We start from the raw sequence: 23,499 nt of genomic DNA, 5'->3' as shown, positions 1-23,499 counted from the left end.
CAGGGGCTTTTTCTTGGAACGAAAATGTTAGATCGCCGTTTTTAATCGCGTCAATTAAACCAGAGGAGACGCTCAATGAAAAAGATTGTTGCTGCTACGCTGCTCGTTGCCTTCGTGACCCCGGCGCTGGCGGCCGATGAGTTCTACGTCGTGCAGGACGTGAAGACCAAGAAATGCACGATCGTGGACAAGAAGCCGACCACCACGGAGACCACGGTTGTTGGCAACGGCGTCTACAAGACTCGAGTGGAGGCCGAGACGGGCATGAAGTCCGTCAAGGTTTGCACGACCAATTAATTCCGACTAGTCGCGACAGGTGGTGGCCTGCTGCCATGGGTGCTTGGCCGACTCTACCGCGGCCAAGCACCCTTGCTTTTGTGCGTCGAAATACACAGCGGAACGTGGCGTTGGAGATCTCGTTGGCTTCGCGGAGGGTGGGTTCTCCTCTGTTGTTCCCACCCTTCGAAGGGGAGCCCGGCGTCTCTCAAGCAACGCGCCGGGCTTCTCTCTTTCGGCAAAGATTGCAGGGCGACGCAGCAACGATTAGTCGGAACGGGACTTGGCTTTTTCTGTTGGAAACATAGGCGGATGGGGAGCCAGGGCCCTGCCTCCTACCATCCCCCAAGGAGGGCTCGGCGGGTCGGCAACACGCCGGGCCTTCTCATGCTTGGCAACAATCGTCGCCTGGACGTATAGCAGGTGACGCATGGGATCTGAACGGCGGGAATTTTATCTGAGCTCGAACGGCGAGAGCTGGCACCTCTGCCATGACGAAGAGAACGTTGTTGTCGTCGTGCACGAGCCCAATGAAGCGTCAGGCGGGAAGCATTCCCTGATCGACTTGGCCACCTTCCTGCAGCGAGAAAATAAAGGGCCGGAGCATCAGGCACTGCGATCCCTGATCGCTCGACTCATCCTCCCTAAAACCGTCACTTGATAGGCGCGCTGCAGCAACGCGCGCTTCGATTGAAATCTACGTAGCATCCTGGATAATCAGACGCGCTTCCCTACCTAAGCCATCACGCAGCGGTGGACCTTTAGCCCCCCGCTCAAGCCGCTGCGCGAGCCTGGTCGTTGGATGGTCTCCGGCGGCCAGGCTCACTGTTTTAGAGACCCGGCACGCCGATCGATCGCGCCACTCTAAAGACCTGGCGCCTTCCCACTCTTAGCTTGGATCGGAAACTTAAAAAACACGGTCTCCAACGGTGCAGCCGGTATCATAACGATCCCTGCAAGGTTGAAAGGGACCTCGGTCATAACTGCGTGTGCGGGAATTGTGTATCTGCTTCTCGAATTGTTGAGACTGCCCCGTCGGCGCCGTTCGATAATTTATATCATTGTCTCCGTTTAAGCCGGTGCGACGCCTCGACTTCTCCCACTCGTCCTTGAGTTTCGCGGCCTGCTTATCGTGCTCTGGTTTCCCGCAGCTCAGGTCCCAGCCGCGGCACGGCGTGTGGGCGAACGTGTTTCTTTCAACCCCCTGAGTACGAATCGTGGGATTAGAAGTCGCGGGGTGCATTCGAGTGTCGGGCTTGAATTTGAAGTCAGAGGCAGCGTTATTTGGCATTATGGGCCTCTGTTGTGCGTGGGCACTCACGCTGTTGGCGATGCAAAGAACGGTCGCGGTCGCTGCACACAGGATCGCTCGCGGCATTGTTCGAATCCTTTGGTTGGGGAAGAATTGCTGCTTCTGCATCAGACATGCCGTAACCACGGCCACGAGCCTACCTGGAAGTCCATCTTCATGTCTTTCCATATCTTCCCGCCGATCCCAGGTCCGTAGCCAAGACGTGGGAACTCCTCTCAGAATATATCGAGGAGGAGGAAGCTATCATTTAGGCCGCTGCACGGCAGGTAGCGGGTCAGTTTGATTTTTAGACCTCGGTTTCGTTTGAAACTTCTGTCCGCTGCCGGGCATTACCAGTCATCGACCTTGCCATTATGGACTAATGCCGTGTGCCAGCGTTGCTATGAATTACACACCAAAATCAATCTGACCCGCCGGATGAGTGAACAGGTTCTCGACCAACTCACTGTTGAGCGCTTGAACGATTTGGTGGAAGTTTACCGAAGGCAACTTGAGCAAGTTGTTTGCCAAGATGAAGTTGGAGCTAGTGGTGGACGGCCACCCAAGCAGCGCGATCACTGACGACGCCGAGACGCTCCTGTTTCTGGAGTGCTCTGTGTGCGCGGGGACGTGCCGCTTGGCCGGAATCGAGCCTGCCCAGAAACGCTACGACTACCTCTACACCTATGAGTGTCGGGACTGCGGCGAGTTCGAAGTCAAAACAGTTCGCATGCAGTAGGCCGCCTCAGTTGGCGGCCTCAGATTGTAGCAATCGAAACTGAAAATTCGGGTTTTAGGGCATCCCCTGACATACTGCGGCCTGATCATTCAATGCCCTCGATCGCAGCCAAACGCAGGCTGGGAGGAAATAAAGAAAGAGGAACAAGCCCCCACTTGAACGGTCAAAGTGAAACCGGCTTGGCGGTCCGCATGCAAGTTGGAATTGAGAAACTCGGTTCTGGTTTCCCGCTAGGCTTCTAGGATTTCCAACAGGGTGCAATCGATCGTCTTTCCCCCGGGGCATCTCGCCACCGCATCAGTCAGGATGCTCTCAACCTTTATTATGCGAGCCATCTGCTCCCTGAGCATTGCAAGATGCTTTTGGGCGATGGCTTTGACATCGGCACACAGATTGTCCGGGCCTCGAAGGGCCAATAGGTCGCGTGCGGCACTCCAGAGAAAATCCAAGCTCCCGCGAATTTCGGATGAACTTGGGAGTCTTAAGGTTCGAGGGCCATAGGCGTGTTGGCGCCGGCAGGCACATCCAGCGGCATTATAAGCAGGTTTCCGATGCCACACGCTGGCATGAGAGTGCCTCAGACAGCAGCCCGGAGGGCTTCCGAAACGCCCTCGCAGCAGACATCGCGTTGGGGTCACCGCTGGTTAGGGCCCTCAACTTGCGGATCGAGTAAGGAAGTGCTTTCCGGGTTGCGGCAGAATAGCTTACGTATTTCACGTGTTTAAATTGTGACTTATCGCACTTCAGATTTGCGCCCGTTTGCAGGATGGTGCAGCTACGGTGAAGTCATAGGGGACTTGCAATGCACGCCAATCACGAACGTCAAGCTACGTTGTTCGGCGGCGAATGCATTATTCCCGGTTATCGGGGCCGCCGCAGGGGTTCACACGTCAGCAAACAGGCGAGCCGCCGATTGGCGGTTTGCTTCGGGGCACTCCTCATTGGCTTTGCGAGCGTCGCAACCGCGATCACGGTGCATCATCCGGTTTCCACTGAGCGCTACGTGAGCGCGGGCGTGCCCGGATCGGCAGTCGTTGCAGAGAACCTCTAGTAAAGGTGGCAACCGCTTTTCGGAAACAAGGGCGGGGCCTCGCTGTAGTCTCTGAATGTGATGCTGATCACCTCGCAGCATTTTGGACGGGAGTATCGTTCATCAATTTTGATTGGAGCATCCTATGGACCGCCCCAAGACGTTTTCAGACATATGGAAAGAAGCTCATCGCGAGCGTAGCGAACTCGTCTGGTCGATCATTTCTAGATTAATGGCCTCATCTCGGCGGCCTGCGCCGCCGCCGGTCACCGAAGAAAGTATCGAGGGTGATCATCTAGCAGTTGGCCTCGATGGCCCCAAAATCCCCACTTGAGGGGCCTTGCGGCTGCGCTAAACTTTCCTCGTTCCTTCCCCAGCCCCGCCGATGCACTCATGGTGGGCGCCTCTTTGTTGGTGCGAACCATGGATGTGAGCCACACCAGCTTGCGGATCGCGCTCACCCTCGTGGTGCCAGCTGCCGGAATACTGGTCGTCTACCGCGCGTACCAGATTGAAGCTCATGCATCTTATTCGGCTGAGCATGCGATAATATTTGACCGTTGAGCTAGCCCAGGCGTGAACGAGGCGAATATGCGGGAGGGCTGGAAGGAGGGGCGCCAAGCGGGGCGGTTTCGGGTCGGCACGTCGGTTCCTCGCCGATAGCGGCCATGCATGGGGCCTTCGCGTTTGACCCCGAGCGGACGTGCAATCCATCTAGACTAGGTCTGCGGAAGCCACGGGCGGTCGCGGATGTAACTGGCCAAGGTGGCAATACTTAGCATAGCGATCAATGCCATAAGTTCTGAGCCGCCCTTACCGGCATGCTCCGCCCGTGGTTTACTGGCGGCGTTTCAATAGGAGGTAACGATGCAAATCTTTTCAGCCACTATTTTGACCGCGGCGATCTTGTCTTTCACCGCCGTTAATGGCTGGTGCGCAAGCATCAACAACAGACCACCAACGGTCAACCAGCAGCCCATGAAAGCACCGAACGGCGCCACGATGGCCACTCCATCCAACGGCAAGACAAAACTGGTCAATCCTCGAATGCCGATGCGGGGCAATTCCGCGCCGCCATCGAACACCCACAACTCGGCCATGGATCGATTGCAAGGCATGGGCGGCATGTGACGCGACCGAGCCGCCAAGCCAGATCTGTTTCGACGCACAAGAGGCTGCCTCAGTTGGCGGCCTCTTTCATTTCACACGGACCTACAAGTGATGCCGGCCGCGCCGTAACCGGCAAAACCGCGTCTTCGTAGGCTTCCTAAAGCCGGCGCTGAGCTTGTTGAAGCATTGGCTCATAATTGCACTTCTCGACCGATTTGGCGTGTCCGCTTTCTGGTCGCTGTCGAGGATACATCGGACAGGCCTGTTAAAGAGGTCGCGGGTAAGATGAGCGGCGACAGCAACAGAAGCCGAAGGCAAAGCCGTTCAGGCAAAAGGCAAAGTGAGAAATGCGATCGGCGGCATCAAGGACACGCTATGCGGCGAGTACACGTCTGCGCGAAACCAGCAGAATTCTTACCGATCTCGTGCTCTGGGGCGATTGACGAAGTAGGGAGACGAGGCCCCGCCGTTGGCTGGAGGATCTTGAGTTCGACAAAGGAACGCTGCCGCCATCGATATTTTGAGAGGACGCCTCGCTCTGCCGTTCAGCAGAACACATGGCGGACTAACAGCCACCTATCGGATTTCGTTCGACGAACAGTCGCAACAGTTTGCTTCAAGAGTTAAAAGCCCCGCCATAAAGGTGGGACCTCGTTCCGAGCAAGATCAGCGGGAGGCCATGGTGATGCGGCAGCGGAATGCGAACATCCATCGCCGCATTTGCCCCGGATCGCAGGCTTGAGCCTTCCATAGGCCAGTTCCTGAGTGCGGCGGCCTAAAGCGACTACTTGAATAGGCTGGAACGGCTTCGCAACTGCAAGAGACGCGAGCCGATGTTGGAGTGAGGCAATGCAATCCCAACCTCGGTAAGGGCCGACGCGACCTGACCGGAACGCGGTTATCGCTTTGACGTACCAACCAGACGATAGTTTGGATGAACGCTTGAACGAGGCAGGGTCGAGGGATTGACGCCTCTACGCTTGGCCTCAGATTTGAGGAACGCGATAAGGGCTCGAAGGGGTCCGCTTACTTGGCGGCGCGTGGAATGGTACAGAAAGAACCCCGACAACCGGGGCGACCAATCGTTTAACAAAGGTACCAGCGCGCCATTGGAAATGTCGCCTTTCACAAAATCATAAAGCAAATACGCCAGCCCGAGCCCATCGAGTACTGCGCGGACTGAGAGATCGATATCGTCAACGATCAGCCGACCATCGACGTTGGCCAGCACCGATTTTCCTCTCTTCTCGAATTGCCAGCCGAAGATCGTTCCGTTGGGGAGACGCGCACGGATACAGTCGTGGTCCTTCAAGTCACGAGGCGTTTTCGGTGCTGGATGACGAGCCAAATATTCGGGTGATCCGACCACCAAGAACCGCGCTTCTCCGAGCACGCGGATGGCGATCATGTCCCGGTCGACTTGTTCGCCAAACCGGATACCTGCATCGAACCCGTCACGGGTGATATCGCCGGGCATTTTTACCACCGCAATCTCGAGACGTATGCCCGGATGCTCGGTGAGAAAGCGCTTGAGAATAGGAGCGATCAGCAAACTGGCAACAGGCGGCTGCACCACCAAACGAAGCTCACCGACGGCGCCATGGCGGAACTGATCGACATCCGCGGCCGCCGCTTTTAGCTCTTCGAGCGCGGGGCGCACCCGACTGAGAAGTCGGAGCCCCGCTTCGGTTAGAGAAACGCTCCGCGTCGTGCGGTTGAGCAGGCGAACGCCGAGCCGTTCCTCCAGTCCTCGCAAACTCTGGCTGAGCCTCGACCTGGATATGCCGATCTGAATGGCCGCTTTCGCAAAGCTCTGCTGTTCTGCGATCGCCACGAAGCCGGCGAACTCGGCAAATTGCGTTCCGCGCATTGGTTTGCTCCGCTAACCAGCTCATGCAGATAATAGAAGATTATCTCACAAAAGAAGGCCGCCTAATACTACGGCGTCGGTCGGGGGCCAACAGGCGGAAAACACTCATGTGTATTTGCAAGCAACGCGCCGGACTGAAGGTTTTGGCGACAGCGTCGATGATGCTCAGCGCGACAATCGCAGTCTTGGCGGCAGCCGATTATCCGGAGCGCCCGATCAAAATCATTGTCCCGGCCCCTGCCGGTCCTATCCTCGATATCCTGCCTCGTATCATTTCGGAAAAACTCGCGGCCCGATGGGGGCAGCCGGTCATCGTGGAGAACCGACCGGGCGGCGCAAACCTCATTGGCACAGAGGCCGTGATGAACGCCGCGCCCGACGGATATATGCTGCTGGTCGCGCCGCCGGGCTCGCTCGTCATCAATCCCTACTTCTTTCCCAAACCTGGTTACGATCCGTCCGTGCTCGTGCCCGTGACATTGCTGGCCAAGCTCCCGCCGGTCGTCGTCACCAACTCCAAGCGTCCGTTTGCAACCCTGTCGGATTTGATCAGCTTCGCCAAGGCGAACCCTGGCAAGCTGAGCTACGGGTCGCCGGGGGCGAGCAGTGCGCCGCAGTTGGCCATGGAGCAACTCATGCGCGCTGCGAATATCAATTTGATCCACGTCCCTTATGCCGGGGGCCTCGCCCCGGCAGAACGCGATCTTATCGCTGGCCACATCGATGTAATGTTCGACGTTGTGGGCAATGCGTGGCCGCTTCTGCAGGACGGCAGTCTGAGAGCTCTTGCTGTCGGAGCCACCACGCGACTTCCTGAACTGCCGGACGTCCCTTCGGTAGCGGAGACGATTCCGGGCTACGTTCACGACGAATGGTTTGCCGTGCTCGCGCCTCCGAAGACGCCGCCCGAGATCATCGACAAGTTATCGTCGGCTATCGCCGAGACTCTCAAGATGCCCGATGTGGCCAAGCGTTTCGGCACATTTCATGTCGTGCCCGGCGGCAGCTCGCCAGCCGAAACGGCAGCCTTCATCAAGAGCGAAAATGCGCGCTGGCGGCAGCTGAGCACGACGATGGGCACGAAGCCTGAGTCGAAATAGGCGGAAGCACCGGTCGGAACGAGAATTACAGATGTCTACACCGCTGCCAACCAACATGGCATCAGCCTCGCTCGGCACGCTTGCAACGGGTTTCTGGGCAAGCCGCGCGATCTACGTCGCGGCGAAGATCGGAGTTGTCGATCTGCTCGCCCGGGGCCCGCGTTCGGTGGATTTTCTGGCGGAAACCATCGAGTGCGACAAGGATGCGCTGTATCGTCTCTTGAGGGCTTTATCGACGACAGGGCTTTTCATAGATCGATCGAACGGAGTGTTTGAATTGACTGAATTGGGCCAGATATTGGGCTCAGATGTTGAAGGTTCGATGCGGAATTACGTCATGATGCTGGGCCGCCCCGAATCGTGGAGAGCATGGGAGCATTTAGAGCAGAGCATCATGACGGGCGTACCGGCATTTCAACACGAGTATCAAATGCCGTTATTCCAATATCTGGCGGCGCATCCTCCCATCGCAAGGGTTTTCGATGAAGGCATGCGAAGCCGAGGTGTGGCCGACGACGACGCGATCGCCAAGGCCTATGATTTTTCGGCATTCAATCGGATCATTGACGTGGGGGGCGGCGCAGGGCGGCTGCTGTCGACGATCTTGAAATCAACGCCGCGGGCCCGCGGCGTCCTTTTTGATCTGCCCCACGTCGTTGAGGGATCTCGAAATTCGATTGTTGAGCTGGGAACCGGGCAGCGAATTGAATGTGTGGGAGGCGATTTTTTTGCCGCCATACCAGCCGCTGGCGACCTCTATTTGCTCAAACAAGTCATCCACGATTGGAGCGATGAGCAGGCAGCGGAAATACTTGGAAACTGCCGTAGTGCCATGAACAAGGCATCCAAATTATTGATTTTCGAAGTGATTTTGGCGCCTGAATCAGCGTATCCGAAAATGTTGGACCTCATGATGCTGGTGTGGACCGGCGGGCGAGAGCGCACGGAAGAAGAATACGAGCAACTCTTGACCGGCGCCGGTCTCAAGCTCACCCGCATTGTTCCAACCGGAACGGCCATTTCGGTTCTTGAAGTGGCGCGCTCTGACGCGGTTTAGGTTAGGTCGTCCACTCAGAAACTCCGCATTTTTCCGCTTTGATGGGAAGGAGATCGAATTGCCGCAGGGCAGCGAAATGACGCAACGGGCCAAGAACCGGCATCGCTCGATCACGTCGTGGCAAGCGCCGATAGGCCACAAGGATTTGTCAGGCCAAGGCTCCTGGCGGTCTTCAAGTTGATGATCAGTTCAAAATTTGTTGGCTTGTAGAACCGGGAGTTCGGCCGGCTTCTCGCCCTTCAGAACTCGTCCTGCAGGCAACGTTCTGCCGGCAGCTTTGCGTCGGCGGGTCGAATTTTTCAAATGGAGAGCGCGCATGACTTCGCGATCGAATGTCCTGGTGGTAGGGCCCTGGAGTTGTGTCTTGCCCTATCCGCTGCCGCAGCCTTGCCGACGGCCGCCATAGGGAACCGCGTGCACCCCAATGGAATTTTCTTTCCAGCCGATATGAACAAGCCTCGCGACTACACAAAAACGAAGCATTTCATGGGCCCGGGCACACCCGACTTGAAGCCGGACGCTCACCGCACATACCGCGACCCGAAAGATCGTGCCGACGAACCGGTTGGTGGTGGAGGCGTCCACAGAGCGTACTACAACAAGAATCCGCGGGACCGTGCGCTGATCCCCACCCTCAACAACACGAGGAACGCCGCCCCAAGCCAAAGACCCGACAGCAACGCGGCCATGGACCGGTTGCAAGGTTGGTAACGGCTGGCTGATCGGCAGCCTCTTTGCTGTTAAGTCCGTCGCTGTATAGAGGGTGGCCTTGCGCACTTCATCGGGCCCGGCTCTGGCGCATGGTTGCCACACGACTTCTTGGTGGAACGGACATCGAATTCGAACGAAAGGTGCCAAAAGAAAACATTGCACTTCCGCCTTTGAGTTCGAGGTCATCGGCTTGGCAAAGTGGCTGTGATGCCCGGGTGCCCGGGTACGGAGGCATGCGCATTGCGCACCGGGGTGCATACGAGTGACCTGAGCGAAGGCAACTTCGTATTCGACCTGACGCCCACCCTCGAGAATGCCGGGACAATGACGATCGGCGACGGCGCCATGCTGCCGCTGTCGGCATCATCCACAACACCGGTACGATCGAGCTTGACTCGGCAGGCAACGGCACGCTGTTGCAGCTGATCCAGTACGGCATCACGCTGCAGGGCAACGGCACGGTCGTCTTGTCTGCCGACGATGGCAACGTCATCTCGGGTTCGGTCCAGAGCGTGACGCTGCACACCTCGATAACACCATCGAGGGTGCGGGGTACCTTCAGCGGGTCATCGAGCTGGCTACACGCCTGCGCGAGACCAGCAGAATTCTTACCGATCTCGTGCTCTGGGGCGATTGAGACGAAGCAGGTGAGTTTATACACCGACGCTGCTGTGGATGCGGAGAATCGTGGCGCCCACGGATTGACCCCTTGCATTTCAATGTTCGGCGAAAGCGTTTCTACGAGGCTCGCCTGCATTGCCTTCAGAACGCCTCTGGAGGCGCAACGATCGGTCCCGAAGGTCGTTCTGACTGCGGATCCGGAAACTCTGGCCTCTTGCTACGGCCGAGCGGCCGCCATCGCCTACCCCTGCGGATGGTTCAAAGCTTCCGCAGGTCACAACTCATGACTTTTTGTCCGGAGCGGCCGGCACTACGGCGCCTAGTCACATATTGCGGATTATAACGTTGGTTTATGCGTGATTTAGAGGGGGAGGCGTCGCTACCACGTTTCCATAAGAACTCAGCAAAATCAGCGCTCGTGCAGGTTCCGGCGGGACCTTTGGTAGGGGGAAACATCAGGCAAAACACGTAGCTTTGACGTTTATCATTGACGCGCAATCGTCGTGATTTAATGGTGAATTGCATTAAATGTGAGCAAAGCCTTTCATTATGTGAGGCTTCGACTGTAAAATCTAAGCGTAGTTCTTCCGCTCGGCTGTGGTGAGCGAAGAGCGGAATTCGATAGTGACTGCTGGTTTTGGGCAATCGATGCCTGAGCTAGCCAAAGACCCGCGAGTCCATAATAGAACCGCAAAGATAAGCGGTGCGGCTCACGGAATAACGAAAGTGTAACAGGGTTTAGGCTTCGGGGGTGTCAAGCGGCGAGCTACTTAAGGACTCGCCTGCGATCTCAAAAATCAGATGCGGCGGCGAACATCGTTGCGAGTGGCCTCGCAATGATGAGGTTTTGAATTTTACCGCGTGTCCGCATTTCGCGGGCAGGCGATCGCTGCGCAATATGGGAGAGTGCACGTTGAGTGGGGCGGGTGGTGCGTTCGGCAGATTCGGTGGTCGGCGCAGTCAATTTGAGGAAGCAGTTTGCGCGTCGGCTCATCGCGTCCAAACCGAGCGCGTAACGCGTCTTGCACCGGTGAACGCAGCGGCGCGTCCCGCTCCATCACGATATGCAGAACTTCTCGTGCCGGCGCTCGGCCATCGCGCAGTAGATGGTCTTGAGACGATCCCGACCAAAGTTCATCCGGAAGACACAGCGATCTTATCGTCAATAGACGGAGCCGCCGCTGGTAATCGGTCTGCGACTTCGTTCAGAAACAATAGCTAAACGTTCGGGGAAACACATGGCGACTCAGTCAACTGGTGGTGGCAGCACAACGTCCTTCGGAAATGCGCCGCAGGCCGTAGACGACACGTTTACCAGTGCCCAGACGGGACTCACCGAAGACCTTTTGAAGGTCGTCTATTTGGACGTAATGGCGAACGATCTTGGCGGCAACGCCAAGACGTTGTTTTCGATCGACAACGGTATCTATACCGGGACCACAGTTCAGTCGGATTTACTGACGCAGGACACCGCGCGGGCTGAGGCAACAAGCGCTGACACAAGTCTCAAAGGCGCAAAGATTTGGATCACATCGGACGGCAAAGTCGGCTACGACGCATCGACGCTATCACAGAGTTTCAAGGACCAGCTATCAGCCCTTCACGCGGGGGAATACCTCACTGACACATTCACTTATGCGATTCGTCTCGGCAACGGGACACTGAGCTGGGCTACCGCGACGGTACAGTTCGCTGGCGCGAACGACACTGCAACGATCACTGCCTCTGGCAATGAAGACACTACAGTCGTTGAGAGCGGCGGCACCAACAACACCACGCTGGGCGATCCGAGTGCCTCCGGTCAGCTGACCGTGAATGATGTCGACAGCGGCGAGAACCATTTCCAGACGCCGTCTTCGTTGGCCGGCACCTACGGCACGTACACCTTCAACGCGACCAGCGGGGTGTGGGGCTACACGCTCAACCAGTCGCTGGCGGATCCGCTCACCGCCGGGCAAGTGGTTTATGACCACTTGATCGTCAAATCGGCCGACGGCACAGCGAGCCACGATATCGCAGTCAAGATCACCGGTTCAAACGACTCGGCCACGATCACGGCGTCGTCGACCGAGGATACCTCGGTCAAGGAAGCCGGGGGCGTTTCCAACGGCGCGGCGGGCGACCCGAGCGCGCATGGTCAGTTGACCGTTCACGACGTGGACAGTGGCGAGAACCATTTCCAGACACCGGCGTCGCTGGCTGGCACCTACGGCACCTACACCTTCAACGAGACCAGCGGGGCGTGGGGCTACACACTCAACCAGTCGCTGGCGGATTCGCTGACCGACGGCCAGGTCGTCCATGACCATCTGATCGTCAAATCGGCCGACAACACCACGAGCTACGACATCGATGTCACCATCACCGGCACCAACGACGCCGCCACGATCACAGCGTCGGCGACCGAGGACACGTCGGTCAAGGAAGCTGGCGGCGTTTCCAACGGCACGGCGGGAGACCCGAGTGCGCATGGTCAGTTGACCGTTCACGACGTGGACAGTGGCGAGAACCATTTCCAGACACCGGCGTCGCTGGCTGGCACCTACGGCACCTACACTTTCAACGCGACAACTGGAGCGTGGAGCTACACGCTCAATCAGTCAATTGCGGATTCGCTGTACGACGGACAGGTCGCCCACGACCACCTGATCGTTAGATCAGCGGACAACACTGCAAGCTACGACATTAACATCGACATCCTCGGCACCAACGACGCCGCCGTGCTGTCCTCGGCCTCGGTCAACCTGACCGAGGGCGACACCGCCGCCGACATTTCGACCAGCGGCACGCTGACCATCAGCGACGTCGACAGCGATCCGCACTTCGTCGCCCAGACCGACACCGCCGGCAACTACGGCAAGTTCTCGATCGACGCCGACGGCGCCTGGAGCTACGTGGCGGATTCCGCCCACAACGAGTTCGCCGCCGGCCAGCACTACACCGAGAGCTTCGATGTGGTCAGCGCCGACGGCACCCACACCTCGGTCGCCATCGACATCCTCGGCACCAACGACGCCGCCACAGTTGCCTTCGATACAGTCTCCTTCAGCGATACAGGGAGCAACGATGGCGACCATCTAACAAACAACAACGCAGTCACGTTCTCCGGTTCCTATTCCGACGTTGATGGCACGGTGACCCAAATTCAGGTCTTCAACGGCTCTACATCGCTAGGTTTTGCCACACTCGCCACTGGTACATGGACCCTGAATACTGCACTGGTAGATGGCTCCTACAATCAACTCCGAGTCCTTGCGACAGACAACAACCGTGCGACCACTGAGGCAACGAACCCAACACAAATTATCGTTGATACCCTGAACCCGACGGTGAGTTCGGTGTCGATCAATGACAATCAGATCACCGATGGAGATGCAGCGGGGATCCGAACTGCAACCATCACTTTCTCGGAGGCGATGGATCAGACCAGCACGCCGACGATCAGCAACAGCGCGAGCTCGACGCTGACCAGTCCGACCGGCGGGCACTGGGTCGACGCCACGCACTACGCCATCAACTACACGGCGGCCGATGCCGGCGTCACGCTCAACGACATCACGTTCAACGTTTCGGGCGCCAAGGATCTGGCTGGCAACACCCAGGCCGCGGCCACCAATGTGTCTTCAGGCACATCGGTTGATACTCAAAACCCGACAAATACTTGGAGCTTCTCCACGAGTTCCAAGGCGATTACGGTTACTGCATCCGACAGTTCAGGCATAGGCAGCGTAACGGCCGTTGACAACACGCACCCTGGTCAGGGCTTCGCCGCTGCGGTTAACAATGGTAATGGAACCTGGACTATCGCGACGTCACCGTCGGCCAATATTAACGGCGATAGCGTTACAGTGACAGTTACGGACGGCGCGGGTAATGTGACAACATCAACGCATAATGCTCCCGCCGGTGTTGCTGGTTCCCTTATCAATCTTGGTCTCACCGACCCGTCCGTCGACCATATCGGTGCAGTCTCAACGGTTATCTCCGGAATTCCTGCCGGCTGGATCCTGAGTGAGGGCGCAGACAACGGCAACGGGAATTGGGCAGTGCAGACTGATAATCTGGCGGCCTTGTCGATCATATCGTCAGCTGCCTTCACCGGCGCGTTGGTGCTCAACGTCACCGAAACATGGACTAACGCGGACGGTAGCAATGGCACGAGCATCGTGTCCGACAACGTGGAGGTCTTTGCGACGGGCTCCCCGATCTTTGCTTGGTCAGGGGACGACCATCTAACCGGCTCAAGCGGACGAGACCTTTTCGTCTTCTCGCAGCCGATCGGAGCTGATGTCATCCACAACTTCGACGCAGCAGCGGATCAGATCGACCTAATCGACTACCACAGCGAAAGCGGCGCAACACTGACTTACGCCGACCTGCAATCCCTGTTGTCACAGGATGGCGCTGGGAACGCCGTGATCTCCTTGGGCAACGGCCAGTCGATCACCCTTGATGGAGTACACGCTGCTGACCTGAGCGAAGCCAACTTCGTGTTCGATGTAACGCCCACCCTCGACAACGCCGGGACGATGACGATCGGCGACGGTGCCATGCTGCCGCTGTCTGGCATCATCAACAACACCGGTACAATTGAGCTCGACTCGGCCGGCAGCAGCACGTTGCTGCAGCTCATTCAGTACGGCATCACGTTGCAGGGCAACGGCACGGTCGTCTTGTCCGATAACGACGGCAACGTCATCTCGGGCTCGGTTCAGAGCGTGACGCTCCACAACCTCGACAACACCATCGAGGGTGCGGGCCAGCTCGGCGCCGGCCAACTCGATCTCACCAACGACGGCACGATCATCGCCAATGGGTCGCATGCGCTCGTCATCGACACCGGTGCCAACGTGATCGAGAACGCTGGCATGCTCGAGGCCACTGGCACTGGCGGTCTTGTGATCAACAGCGCGCTCGAGAACGACGGACTGGTCTGGGCCCACGGCGGCAACATCACGCTCAGCGGCGCGGTGACCGGCAGTGGTTCTGTCCAAATTGACGGCAACGCAAAGGTGTCGTTCGGTGCCGTTGCTTCAGTCAACACCAACATCGCGGCCGACAGCGCCAGCACCGTGACCGTGCACGACTCTTTCGACTTCTCGGGCGTGATCAGCGGCTTCAACGGCGACGATCACATGGATCTCACCGATGTCATGTTCTCTGCCGGCCTGACGGTGAACTACGCCGCAGCGGCAGATGGTACGGGCGGCGTGTTGCAAGTCAGCGATGGCGCACATACGGCCAACATCGCGTTGCTTGGCCAATACGACGCGTCGGGTTTCCGGGCGGGTGCCGATAGTTCGTCGGGCACGAGCATCACCTACGATCCGCATCACACGGTCTGAGGGGAGGTTTGAGATAAACAGACATGGGCGGCCGCACCACGACGCTCGTTGACAGCTCGGCGAGAGGATCGCTTCCGGGTGGCCGGTCGGGCCTGCAGCCGCAGTAGCGCTCACCGAAGCGTGCCGATGCGCGCTGTTCACGCTGTTCCGAATTGCCGCTGAGGACGGTAGTCATTTCAGGCTAAGGGTGCACCGGGGTTGCCGCTCCCCGTGGACGCCGGGCCGCCAAATCCAATCGAGAGTTTATTTCGACATCCTTGGGCGTTTGGCGGCACTTCGATCGGACCCCATTCTTCCCACCAAGCGCTGCGTTCCTCCATCTTTCCTTTCGAAGCGCCGCCTGCGCTCTCGATTGCGTGTTAAAGCGTGTTCAAGGTCCGCTCATGTGTTCCATGATCGTTGAATGTGACCGTATATTTCAAAGGAGGGCCTGCGTCCTGCAACGAAGAGGTCGATGCTCGCTGATGCGCAGCCCTCCTTGAGAACGACCGCGATAACACGGTAGGCAGCATGACCTCGCTCGTCCGTCAGAGCGACGTAATCCCCCCTACGTGGCATGAAGGGAAACTCCCTTAGGTCTAGGCAACGGTCGCCCTCGTCAGCAACATAAACCGTCACCTAAGTCATGGTGTGACGGTTCGCGGAGCCAGGCCTTCGCTTAGCCACTGTTGTCGCATTCCACCGGGGTGCCGACTCGCCGCATTCTGCCGTACCTAGGCTCAGTGATCGTCGAAGGTGAACGCCAATTTCATCGGATGGCCTGCCCTCTGCAACAAAAAGGTCGATCCCCGGTGAGGCGCAACCTTCCGTGAGGAGCATCGCGACAACACGATACGTGGCATGACGCTGTTCTTCGGTCAGAGTGACGTAATCACCCTCGCGTGGCATGAAGGAAAACGCGCGTCTGCCCAAGCCGAAATTGCCCTCATCAGCAACGCAAACCATCATCTCAATCGTAGGCTTGCGCTGAGCAGCGACAGGTGTCTGGCCAGCCTTCATCGTAGCATCCCGCCGTTGCGCTGGCCTAGCTCCCGCTTTCTGCCGCGCTGTTGCAATTGTTGGTTCTGCTCCTTCAGGACCTGCAAGGGCGTCAATGTTGTCGTTGGCATCCGCGGCGTTGTATTGCCCGCTTTGATCAGGGATTGGGGTGCTTTCTGCCGCAGTCTTTTCCTCGGTCCCGGCAGGTTCTCGGCTGAGCCCTGCTAACGCATCTCGCATAAAGGCAAGGTCGCTAGCGCCCTTGGAGCGCGATCTGCTCGCTTCTACTCCAGTTGAATTCTCTTCGTGGGCGGCCGCCGCTCGCTTCAATTCAGCGAATTTGCGGCGCGCTTCGATAGCCTCCCTGGTGTAATACCCATGTTTGAGCGCATTTTTGTTACCAAGCGGCGCTCCAGATCCGGCTCCGCCGTGCATCCGGCACCGTCTGGAAATGATCGTTGCGGCATTTTTGCACGGCGTGCCGGCGCGTGTCTTGGCCCCGCATTGGGGCCTCGCGCGCAGTCGGCGAGGCGCGTTCAGCACGTAGTTCAATGTCCAATGGCTGTTGTCGCTCCTCTTGCTAATCAAGGTCACCTCATTTTCGATATGATGATTTAGCTTGGCGCGCGTACGCAAGGTCGGCGCCTGGTCATGATGGATTGGGAGAGCTGGGTTATCGGGAGGACAGGAAACTGTCAGAAGCGGAGCTCGCCGTGGTCCCCGGAGATATAGGAGGTGGTTCGAGACGTTCCAGATGCCGCGTTGCTGAAGCTGACCGTCAAGGTCGGGTCTTGCTTTGATTCGATTTCGTAAAGCCGATGTATGGGATGTCCGCGAACGGGACCCGTTGCGATCGATGAGGCCCGTTGTGATCGTAGAGACAGATCAAATCACGGTCGAATAACGGTCCGCTCAATTTTTAACGTAGGCTTCCTTTCCAGATTTTCCACCTGTCGCATCGATGGCTCGAGCTGGGACGGCATTACCAACGCGGACATCTCAATCGTGAGCGCTAGCCATGTCAAGTTCAGGTTTTGACCGGATGGTTTGAACTGAGATGGGGAGTGCGCAGACTCTTAATTACAAAAATGCACTGTAAAAATTGGTCTCGGATGCATGGGGTTGTTCCTTCAGGATTCAACTCTTGCGCAACCTCCTTGGGGTTGTTTCGACTCGTGATGACTCGGTCCGCCGTCCGCGCCTAGTCAGGTCAGACTAACATCTGTTGCAAGATTCATCAGCGGTCAGGAATGCAGAAAGAAAAGTTACAAAGGTGAAAAGCAGGTGATGCGTGCAGCGCCGTCGCGTGAAGCTCAAAGTCGATAACGGCTGGCTTTGAAAGGGGCCTGGACCCGAAGTCCAAAACTCTGAGACTTCCTTGGTTTGTTCGCGTGAAACCCTGCTTGCCTAGGGCCTATTATGTATTGGCCGCGCCAGAACCGCCTCGGTTCATTGGGGTCGAGCTGGCAGTTGGTTCTTAGCCTGTTTGCGCGATTGCGAATGGGCGGCTCGGCGCACGTCTTCAAATGTCGCCGCCACTTTGTATAAATGATAGCCATCGCCCTCAATGTTGGCCTCGGCTTCCGGCCAGACGTTGGTCAGAGCCCTAACCTTCTTCCATTGCCAAGCTTTCGCCTCGTGGGGAAGCGTTTCACCCTGTCGAACGAGACAGTGGAATTGAGGTAGCGTCGAATGCTGGTAGACATCGAACATTCAAAGCCTCCAAGCAATCATTATGCGCGCAGTCGCGCTGCGTTTCCTGTATCAGCGTTAGATGCTTGATGGTTGATCTGGATCAAGGAATAGCCTGCCGACGCTCTTGGATCGAAAATGTTTTAAATGTCGGGCGGGGGCTGGTGAACCGCAGTTCTTCGCGCCACTACACCCCGCGCGCGGCAAGTTGTTCCTCAGCTCATGCAGGGTCCAGATGCGGGGCCTATCTGATGCGTTGCAACGAAAGGGTACGCAGACTTAATTTGAGGTCCGGCCGTTCTGGCGATAGCGCTGATCCGAGCATTGCAAATACGGCTTCGGGTCCTTCCAAAGACCAATTGCCATGGGGCAGTTCGCATCCCGACCTTTGCCAACATCGCAGGCGATTTGCGCTGCGATCATTTCGGAGTCGATGAGCATCGACTTCATCACGCCGCCGAACGTTAACGCCGGCTCTGATCTTTATCTCAAGCGTGCCGACTTCCTGGGCTAACGACTCTGAACCTCCGCGTGGCGCGTCAACGAAAGCTGAGTTTGGGTGAGTGGCCCCAGTTTCTATCCGTGCGGGGCTGGAAATTTGTCCGGCGACGTCTGAAGCTGAATGTCCGTACGGTCACGCCAGCACTGAAGACGCTGAGCTTTCGCGCGAGATCAGGAAGGATTGGCGTCGCATCGTCAAAAATCCTTCAGGCACCGGCCAATCGGAGAAGCTGTTGCCAGAGGCGGTTCTTTTCGGCCAACACCTCGGCGTGATTAATAAGCGCACGGCGGTCTTCCGGCGACTCGATTTCAACGAGGGCTCGCAGCAGGCGAAGGCCATCGGCCAATTTCTCAGTCCTCGCACATTCTTCCATTCGAGCCTCCCTTTCAAAGGGTAGGACAGCATGTGAAGGCGACAACTAAGGGATTCTACGTAGCCGGCAGAGGGCTCCCGAAACGAGAGCGGCCGCCAGGAGGTGGTCTATCCTTATAATGGCTTGTCGGTTTGCTTCTCGAAGTCACCGGCTTCCATCTGCTTTTGCCGCTCTTCGGCAAGAAGCTTGGTCAATCTCGACCGCTCGCCATCCGTTTTCGCACGAGCGAGCATCTCCTCGAAATGCTTGACGTTCTCGCGTCGGATAAAACGCTCCATGGCAGGCTCCCCACCTACACACCCCCCCTCTATAACAACCTTAGGGCGATTATCCTCCCGTCTTCGTGCTTTTCAAGACAAAGTGTGGTGCCCGATATTAAAACTAGTCGTATATACTCAGGGTTGTCAGGATGATCCTGACATGCATCGATGGATGCATCCGCACAGGTTTCGGATGTATGCAGGGCACCATCCAATAACTATCTTGCACGCCGACTTCGGGGACGCCGGCAGTAGCCCTATTCCCGCCGGCGTCCTCGTTTTGTGGGAGTGGCTGAACGCCCACCGTTGATTTTGAACGTCATCCATGGTGACGCATATCCGGGAGCATCCTGCTCGGCACGCCGCTACATGCTTCCGATTAGTCAAATCCGAAATTTGGCTGAGCCGATCTGAAGTCGATCAAGTCTTCCCCTGACGCGTGTCAGGGTTACGAATCCCACACCGGCTTGGCAGGTCTCGCAGCATGTCGGGGATCAAGGAAAGCACCACATTGCAGTTTGCGCATGGCGCGGCGTCGGGCATCGAGCTCAACGCCGAAGGCAAGGGCCCGAGTGGGTCATGGTCGTGCTCGAGACCGTCGATGGCCGCGGCCCGTACTAAGGTCGCCGACGTCAAACGGCTTGCCACGGTCGGCATGAGCGTCTGAAGATCGACCTGTCAAAGGTTGTGGAATCGAAGTGGTGACCTACACTCGTTGGCAGATGCTGAGGGATACGATCGCCCTCGCTCTGCGGGGAATAAAGCTTCAACTAACCGGCGCATCAAAGATTTTGTTGGCTTCCAAGTAACCGAGCGTGCTCTTCCATGAGCCTAGCGGCGCCGAGAAAGGTGGTCTTTGCTCCCTGAGATGCTGAGGCGTCTGCCATCTGGCGGTAGCGCTGGGCAAGCCGCTTATAGGTCTTGGCCCGCTCGTCTGAAGTCAGCGTTCCGATGTTCTTCAAGATTTCTTCCATGAATTCCATGCCGAACACTTGAAGCATTTAACTGAATGTGCAGCTAAGAGAAATCCGTTTGAACCTCGCGGCTGATAGATATTCAACCCGAATGAAAAAGGGGCTGCTTAGGCAGGCCCAACGCGGATTAATGCACGTGTGGTGCAAGTAATTCTCCGAGACTACGAACAACATCACCAACCCGCCCGTCGTCTCCGCCATCCTTCGCAAAGATCGCTGAGTAGCACCGCGGCAACTCCGGCAGAAAACTGTTGCGCATTATAGTTACGTCCGGCGGGACGGCTCGTTCGACAAAAGCGCGGCATCCCATACCTGAACGGATGGCTTCGAAATGTGCGGCATGATCTGTTGCGGTGAATACAATATCGTATTTGGTTCCGGCTTGTTGGCATGCCCTGCGCGCGAGGTCGTCTTGAACACATCCGGGAAAACTTAGAAAAGGCAGTGGTGAACCAGGCGTTGGCTTGAAGTCGGCTGCGCAAACCCAAACCAAGGTCTCTTCCCACCATCTAGTTGCCTTCTCCGGTACGGACAAAGCAAAAGCGACCACGATATCTAGATGACCTGATGAAAAGCGCTTGGTGAGATTCGGAGAGGTGTCACTATAATAAGCGATGTCTTCTACGCCGTAACGACAGGCGTTGAATATCTGCCGAAGCAAGGTCCCCGCATACAAAGCGGGAATTCCGATTCGAAGTTGATTTCCATTCTTTCCACCCGCCGAAATTATTTGATCGTTGAGGGCGAGAATCCGATGCGCGTACTCAACGACGAAGCGACCCTTCTCCGTCAGGGTGGCGGTGCCTTTGACGAACAACGCTCCGCCGGACAGAAACTCTAAACGCTTAATCTGAGCGCTGATCGCTGACTGAGTGAGGCTGAGAGCTGCTGCGGCAGTGGTGAAGCTTCCCGTTTCAGTGACGGTGGCAAACGACCGAAGAACTTCGATTGGAATGTTGTTCGGCTCGTGACGTCGTTGCACGCGATGTCCCTTTATGCCGGCAGCACGTGTCAGTCCGATGCTCGGCATCAGTCATGCGAAGCAGTTCGAACTCGCTTTAGGTATGCAATGCGTCGACTTCCAAGAGGTATGTCAGGCACCGCTGCTCGACGCAGCTGATCGATGCTTGGTTAGACAACCCAGTGTTAGAATTGGGCCAATAACATCTTACCTGAAACTCGCATATGACTTTTCCACTGCTGCATCAAATGATGTACTGCCGGGACGGCCTTCCTCGCGTCCGTTTTGTTTCATTCCCGACATTGTGAGTGGTACGCATGTCCGCTTGAGCCGAAGCGTCCTTAGGCACTATGGCAAACGATCGAGATCCCTTGAGGCGATCTTGCGGATCGTGATTCAAGCCTCGAACGCGAAAGCTCGAATCATGCGCTAGAACTTGCGTGGCGTGTCGCGGGTGAACGACCGGCCCGCGTGCACCTGCTGATTGAAGCCGCCGGTGGCAGCGTCAAACGCTGCGCGGGCGCGGCTCTTACTTGGCGATGTTCTAGTCGGTCACAGGCCTAGTATAGCAAGAGGGGCGTCTGACATCCTTGAGGCATCTCTCCAGTTAACGGTTGAGCGGTCTCAAGCTCATGCGAGTTATGGACGTGTCGGCGTCGACACATATACGGAAGCGCGGCCGGCCCTACCGCATTACATGGGCAGCGACTTGCTGAAGCACGAAGCCGACTGCCCGGTGCGGCGCGTGCCGGCCGGTGAGATCGAGAATGCAGCCGTCGATCAAGTTCGCCGGTTGCTTTGTGCACCCGAGATTATCGTCCGGCCTGGCGAAAGGCGAAACAGCTGGCGCCCGACATGGAGGAAGGTGAGGTGAGGAAGGTTCTGCGCCGCCTGGACCCGCTCTGGAATGAGCTGTTCTGGCGGAACAGGCACGGGTCGCTCAATTCAGGCGAAGTAGTCGCTCGTAGTTATACGGACCTTCTATGTTGATATAGCTCAATGGAGGTTCGTCGCCCTGCGTGCATGTGTGTGGGTGCATGGAGCCCAAATACGAAAAGTCCCGGACGTGCGAACTATGCGGCGAGGATATGATAATGGTCCGGAGAGAGCCACGTGTTGGCCCGCTTCCTTCCCTCGAAAGCTTTCGCTGCACCGGCTGTGGTGATGTGCAGACGTTCGAGGTTGATCCGTAGTCGCATGTATTACGCGACCTGCACACTATGGGCGCTCACTGTCTTGGCGATGTCTGCCGCAGTGATCTATTAGTTGTGAGCCCGCTCGCGAACGCCGCTCCGTTCGATTGTAGCTTTCGATACCAATGGTCCCGATTTGTAAGGCGTCGCCTGACATACTCGGTCTTGCTTGTGCCGTTACGATCGGTGCGTGTGCAGCACCACGAACCTAGACTTCTGCACACTCACTTAAAGGGCGCCGGCATCACCCAAACTGCCGGCGTCCTCTTTTTTGCCGAGCGATTTTCACGAGAGAGGACCCAACGGTGGGCGACGTCGTCAAGTTCGGGACGAGAGAACAACCGCGGTGTGCCAACGCACCGCCGCCGAGCGCAGCACCACACCCAATCGTCCGGCTCCCGTCTTTCGCGCCGTCGACGGATTTCCCATCCATTGGCGGGATTCGGCCAGCAACGTTCATGCCTGCGAGATGACCGAGCTTAAGTCAGGCGGCAGGGTTGCGTGGACGATTTGCGGCACGGATGTCACCGACAATGCCCAGTACGTGGCCAACTGTCTGGATGACGTAAACTGTATGAAGTGCATGGAATGGCGCTGGGAGCCACACCCAGACGAAGGCGATCCGCGGACGGCAAACTAACGACGTATAAAATCGGCAACTCAAGAAGCGCCGTAGCGCCCGACCTGTTCGGAGAAGAAAAGATGCCGCCAGTTGAGGTGGCGTTGGAAATCTCCGTCAGGTTCATCCTGACGGTAACTGAGTGGTTCCATGCATCGTTTTACATGCCACGGAGTTTGGGCGGGCTATAGCTCAATCACAAGCTGTTGCCGTCGATTTCCTTCAGTATGGGCTCGCGGTAGTCCATGCTGACGCGCTGACTATCGCGAAAGGCCTCCAAAAGCGCCTCCGCCTGAGCCACTCCGTTGTGACCGTTTCCTCGCATTGTAGTCACTAGCGCCTGTTGTTTTTCAATTCTCTTGGTGGCGGCTTTGTCTGGCCAACGCTCGTCGGCGCCGCAGCGCGTTTTCCCTTTTCATGCGCATTGATCGGCGGCCTTGCCAGCTTCGGTCTGATGGGGTTGTTTTTGGGCCCGGTCATCATGGCGTTGCTACTTACGGTCTGGCGGTCGCCGCAAAGCATCACGATGACACCCCAGCCGAATAAAGCTGCAGCGGCGGCCCCACTACCGCCACTGAGTAGGAGCGCGGCCGCGGCAATTGAAAACACCACCCATGCTCCGAACGGAAGCATCGCGAACGCCACGGTTAGGACAGTAAATAGAGTAGGGTTTGGAACGCCTGCTAAAATGTAACCGACGCCGATGAGCAAATCGGGAGCATAGGCGGGATGTGTCTCCTGCGCCTGCTCGCTTTCAATAAGCAAAAAAATCTGCCGATCGACAATTTCAGCCCCCG

Annotated in this window: 18 protein-coding genes; 9 read left to right on the top strand and 9 right to left on the bottom strand. The window is 57.3% G+C overall.

The window, feature by feature from the left end:
• The first annotated feature begins 75 nt into the window (after positions 1 to 75).
• From RHPLAN_RS28430 to RHPLAN_RS28420, 3 genes are all read left to right on the top strand, one after another.
• Entirely contained in the window at positions 76 to 297 is a 222-nt protein-coding gene (locus tag RHPLAN_RS28430; RefSeq protein ID WP_068025445.1) for a hypothetical protein, read from the top strand.
• Positions 298 to 706: 409 nt separating this feature from the next.
• Complete coding sequence (locus RHPLAN_RS28425) at positions 707 to 937, top strand: hypothetical protein (protein ID WP_068025442.1); 231 nt, start codon at positions 707 to 709, stop codon at positions 935 to 937.
• 1,141 nt (positions 938 to 2,078) lie between these two features.
• Positions 2,079 to 2,306: a hypothetical protein gene (locus RHPLAN_RS28420; RefSeq protein ID WP_157100538.1), complete on the top strand. Its 228-nt coding sequence runs from the start codon at positions 2,079 to 2,081 to the stop codon at positions 2,304 to 2,306.
• Between the two features lie 230 nt (positions 2,307 to 2,536).
• On the opposite strand, the gene RHPLAN_RS41065 is transcribed toward RHPLAN_RS28420, so the two are convergent.
• From RHPLAN_RS41065 to RHPLAN_RS28400, 3 genes are all read right to left on the bottom strand, one after another.
• Entirely contained in the window at positions 2,537 to 2,866 is a 330-nt protein-coding gene (locus tag RHPLAN_RS41065; protein WP_442971787.1) for a MerR family DNA-binding protein, read from the bottom strand.
• 1,321 nt (positions 2,867 to 4,187) lie between these two features.
• Entirely contained in the window at positions 4,188 to 4,436 is a 249-nt protein-coding gene (locus RHPLAN_RS28405; protein ID WP_068025429.1) for a hypothetical protein, read from the bottom strand.
• Between the two features lie 908 nt (positions 4,437 to 5,344).
• Complete coding sequence (locus tag RHPLAN_RS28400; protein ID WP_068025426.1) at positions 5,345 to 6,316, bottom strand: LysR family transcriptional regulator; 972 nt, start codon at positions 6,314 to 6,316, stop codon at positions 5,345 to 5,347.
• Positions 6,317 to 6,474: 158 nt separating this feature from the next.
• Here RHPLAN_RS28400 and RHPLAN_RS28395 point away from each other — a divergent pair, with 158 nt between their 5' ends.
• The 3 genes from RHPLAN_RS28395 (at position 6,475) to RHPLAN_RS28375 (ending at position 15,150) form a co-directional block, all read left to right on the top strand.
• The gene (locus tag RHPLAN_RS28395; protein WP_068025423.1) at positions 6,475 to 7,416 is read left to right on the top strand and encodes a Bug family tripartite tricarboxylate transporter substrate binding protein; all 942 of its coding nucleotides are present in this window, start codon (positions 6,475 to 6,477) and stop codon (positions 7,414 to 7,416) included.
• 31 nt (positions 7,417 to 7,447) lie between these two features.
• Positions 7,448 to 8,473 carry a methyltransferase gene (locus RHPLAN_RS28390; RefSeq protein ID WP_084245744.1) on the top strand — a complete coding sequence of 342 codons (1,026 nt, stop codon included), beginning with the start codon at positions 7,448 to 7,450 and terminating at the stop codon, positions 8,471 to 8,473.
• 2,570 nt (positions 8,474 to 11,043) lie between these two features.
• Entirely contained in the window at positions 11,044 to 15,150 is a 4,107-nt protein-coding gene (locus tag RHPLAN_RS28375) for a beta strand repeat-containing protein (protein ID WP_084245742.1), read from the top strand.
• Positions 15,151 to 15,768: 618 nt separating this feature from the next.
• On the opposite strand, the gene RHPLAN_RS40265 is transcribed toward RHPLAN_RS28375, so the two are convergent.
• Positions 15,769 to 16,764 carry an HGGxSTG domain-containing protein gene (locus RHPLAN_RS40265; protein WP_198164535.1) on the bottom strand — a complete coding sequence of 332 codons (996 nt, stop codon included), beginning with the start codon at positions 16,762 to 16,764 and terminating at the stop codon, positions 15,769 to 15,771.
• Between the two features lie 813 nt (positions 16,765 to 17,577).
• Entirely contained in the window at positions 17,578 to 17,841 is a 264-nt protein-coding gene (locus tag RHPLAN_RS39755) for a hypothetical protein (protein ID WP_157100536.1), read from the bottom strand.
• A 343-nt stretch (positions 17,842 to 18,184) separates the two neighbouring features.
• Between RHPLAN_RS39755 and RHPLAN_RS39750 the strand changes: the two genes are divergently transcribed.
• Together RHPLAN_RS39750 and RHPLAN_RS39745 are read left to right on the top strand one after the other, a co-directional pair.
• Positions 18,185 to 18,334: a hypothetical protein gene (locus RHPLAN_RS39750; protein WP_157100535.1), complete on the top strand. Its 150-nt coding sequence runs from the start codon at positions 18,185 to 18,187 to the stop codon at positions 18,332 to 18,334.
• Positions 18,335 to 18,383: 49 nt separating this feature from the next.
• Positions 18,384 to 18,719, top strand: a complete 336-nt coding sequence (locus tag RHPLAN_RS39745; RefSeq protein ID WP_157100534.1) for a hypothetical protein — start codon at positions 18,384 to 18,386, stop codon at positions 18,717 to 18,719.
• 89 nt (positions 18,720 to 18,808) lie between these two features.
• On the opposite strand, the gene RHPLAN_RS39740 is transcribed toward RHPLAN_RS39745, so the two are convergent.
• The gene (locus tag RHPLAN_RS39740) at positions 18,809 to 18,973 is read right to left on the bottom strand and encodes a hypothetical protein (RefSeq protein ID WP_157100533.1); all 165 of its coding nucleotides are present in this window, start codon (positions 18,971 to 18,973) and stop codon (positions 18,809 to 18,811) included.
• Positions 18,974 to 19,439: 466 nt separating this feature from the next.
• Between RHPLAN_RS39740 and RHPLAN_RS28370 the strand changes: the two genes are divergently transcribed.
• On the top strand, positions 19,440 to 19,622 hold the full coding sequence (locus RHPLAN_RS28370; protein WP_068025407.1) for a hypothetical protein: 183 nt from the start codon (positions 19,440 to 19,442) through the stop codon (positions 19,620 to 19,622).
• Between the two features lie 115 nt (positions 19,623 to 19,737).
• On the opposite strand, the gene RHPLAN_RS28365 is transcribed toward RHPLAN_RS28370, so the two are convergent.
• The 3 genes from RHPLAN_RS28365 to RHPLAN_RS40645 all read right to left on the bottom strand — a co-directional run bounded on the left by RHPLAN_RS28365 (position 19,738) and on the right by RHPLAN_RS40645 (position 23,467).
• Positions 19,738 to 19,956, bottom strand: coding sequence for a hypothetical protein (locus tag RHPLAN_RS28365; RefSeq protein ID WP_068025404.1), 219 nt, complete (start codon positions 19,954 to 19,956; stop codon positions 19,738 to 19,740).
• 100 nt (positions 19,957 to 20,056) lie between these two features.
• Positions 20,057 to 20,911, bottom strand: coding sequence for a LysR family transcriptional regulator (locus RHPLAN_RS38625; RefSeq protein WP_198164534.1), 855 nt, complete (start codon positions 20,909 to 20,911; stop codon positions 20,057 to 20,059).
• Positions 20,912 to 23,035: 2,124 nt separating this feature from the next.
• On the bottom strand, positions 23,036 to 23,467 hold the full coding sequence (locus RHPLAN_RS40645) for a hypothetical protein (RefSeq protein WP_068025401.1): 432 nt from the start codon (positions 23,465 to 23,467) through the stop codon (positions 23,036 to 23,038).
• Positions 23,468 to 23,499: the final 32 nt, after the last annotated feature.

This window comes from Rhodoplanes sp. Z2-YC6860, assembly GCF_001579845.1.
Classification (GTDB): domain Bacteria; phylum Pseudomonadota; class Alphaproteobacteria; order Rhizobiales; family Xanthobacteraceae; genus Z2-YC6860.
The sequence above is the reverse complement of the archived record's forward strand: the minus strand, read 5'-3'. Positions and strand labels throughout refer to the sequence as shown.

Excerpts from the sequence above, each read along its gene's own strand:
- RHPLAN_RS28430 (WP_068025445.1), top strand. The coding sequence starts at position 76 with ATGAAAAAGATTGTTGCTGCTACGCTGCTCGTTGCCTTCGTGACCCCG.
- RHPLAN_RS28425 (WP_068025442.1), top strand. The coding sequence starts at position 707 with ATGGGATCTGAACGGCGGGAATTTTATCTGAGCTCGAACGGCGAGAGC.
- RHPLAN_RS28405 (WP_068025429.1), bottom strand. The coding sequence starts at position 4,436 with ATGGCCGAGTTGTGGGTGTTCGATGGCGGCGCGGAATTGCCCCGCATC.
- RHPLAN_RS28400 (WP_068025426.1), bottom strand. The coding sequence starts at position 6,316 with ATGCGCGGAACGCAATTTGCCGAGTTCGCCGGCTTCGTGGCGATCGCA.
- RHPLAN_RS28395 (WP_068025423.1), top strand. The coding sequence starts at position 6,475 with ATGATGCTCAGCGCGACAATCGCAGTCTTGGCGGCAGCCGATTATCCG.
- RHPLAN_RS28390 (WP_084245744.1), top strand. The coding sequence starts at position 7,448 with ATGTCTACACCGCTGCCAACCAACATGGCATCAGCCTCGCTCGGCACG.
- RHPLAN_RS28375 (WP_084245742.1), top strand. The coding sequence starts at position 11,044 with ATGGCGACTCAGTCAACTGGTGGTGGCAGCACAACGTCCTTCGGAAAT.
- RHPLAN_RS39755 (WP_157100536.1), bottom strand. The coding sequence starts at position 17,841 with ATGTTCGATGTCTACCAGCATTCGACGCTACCTCAATTCCACTGTCTC.
- RHPLAN_RS39750 (WP_157100535.1), top strand. The coding sequence starts at position 18,185 with ATGGGGCAGTTCGCATCCCGACCTTTGCCAACATCGCAGGCGATTTGC.
- RHPLAN_RS39740 (WP_157100533.1), bottom strand. The coding sequence starts at position 18,973 with ATGGAGCGTTTTATCCGACGCGAGAACGTCAAGCATTTCGAGGAGATG.
- RHPLAN_RS28370 (WP_068025407.1), top strand. The coding sequence starts at position 19,440 with ATGTCGGGGATCAAGGAAAGCACCACATTGCAGTTTGCGCATGGCGCG.
- RHPLAN_RS28365 (WP_068025404.1), bottom strand. The coding sequence starts at position 19,956 with ATGCTTCAAGTGTTCGGCATGGAATTCATGGAAGAAATCTTGAAGAAC.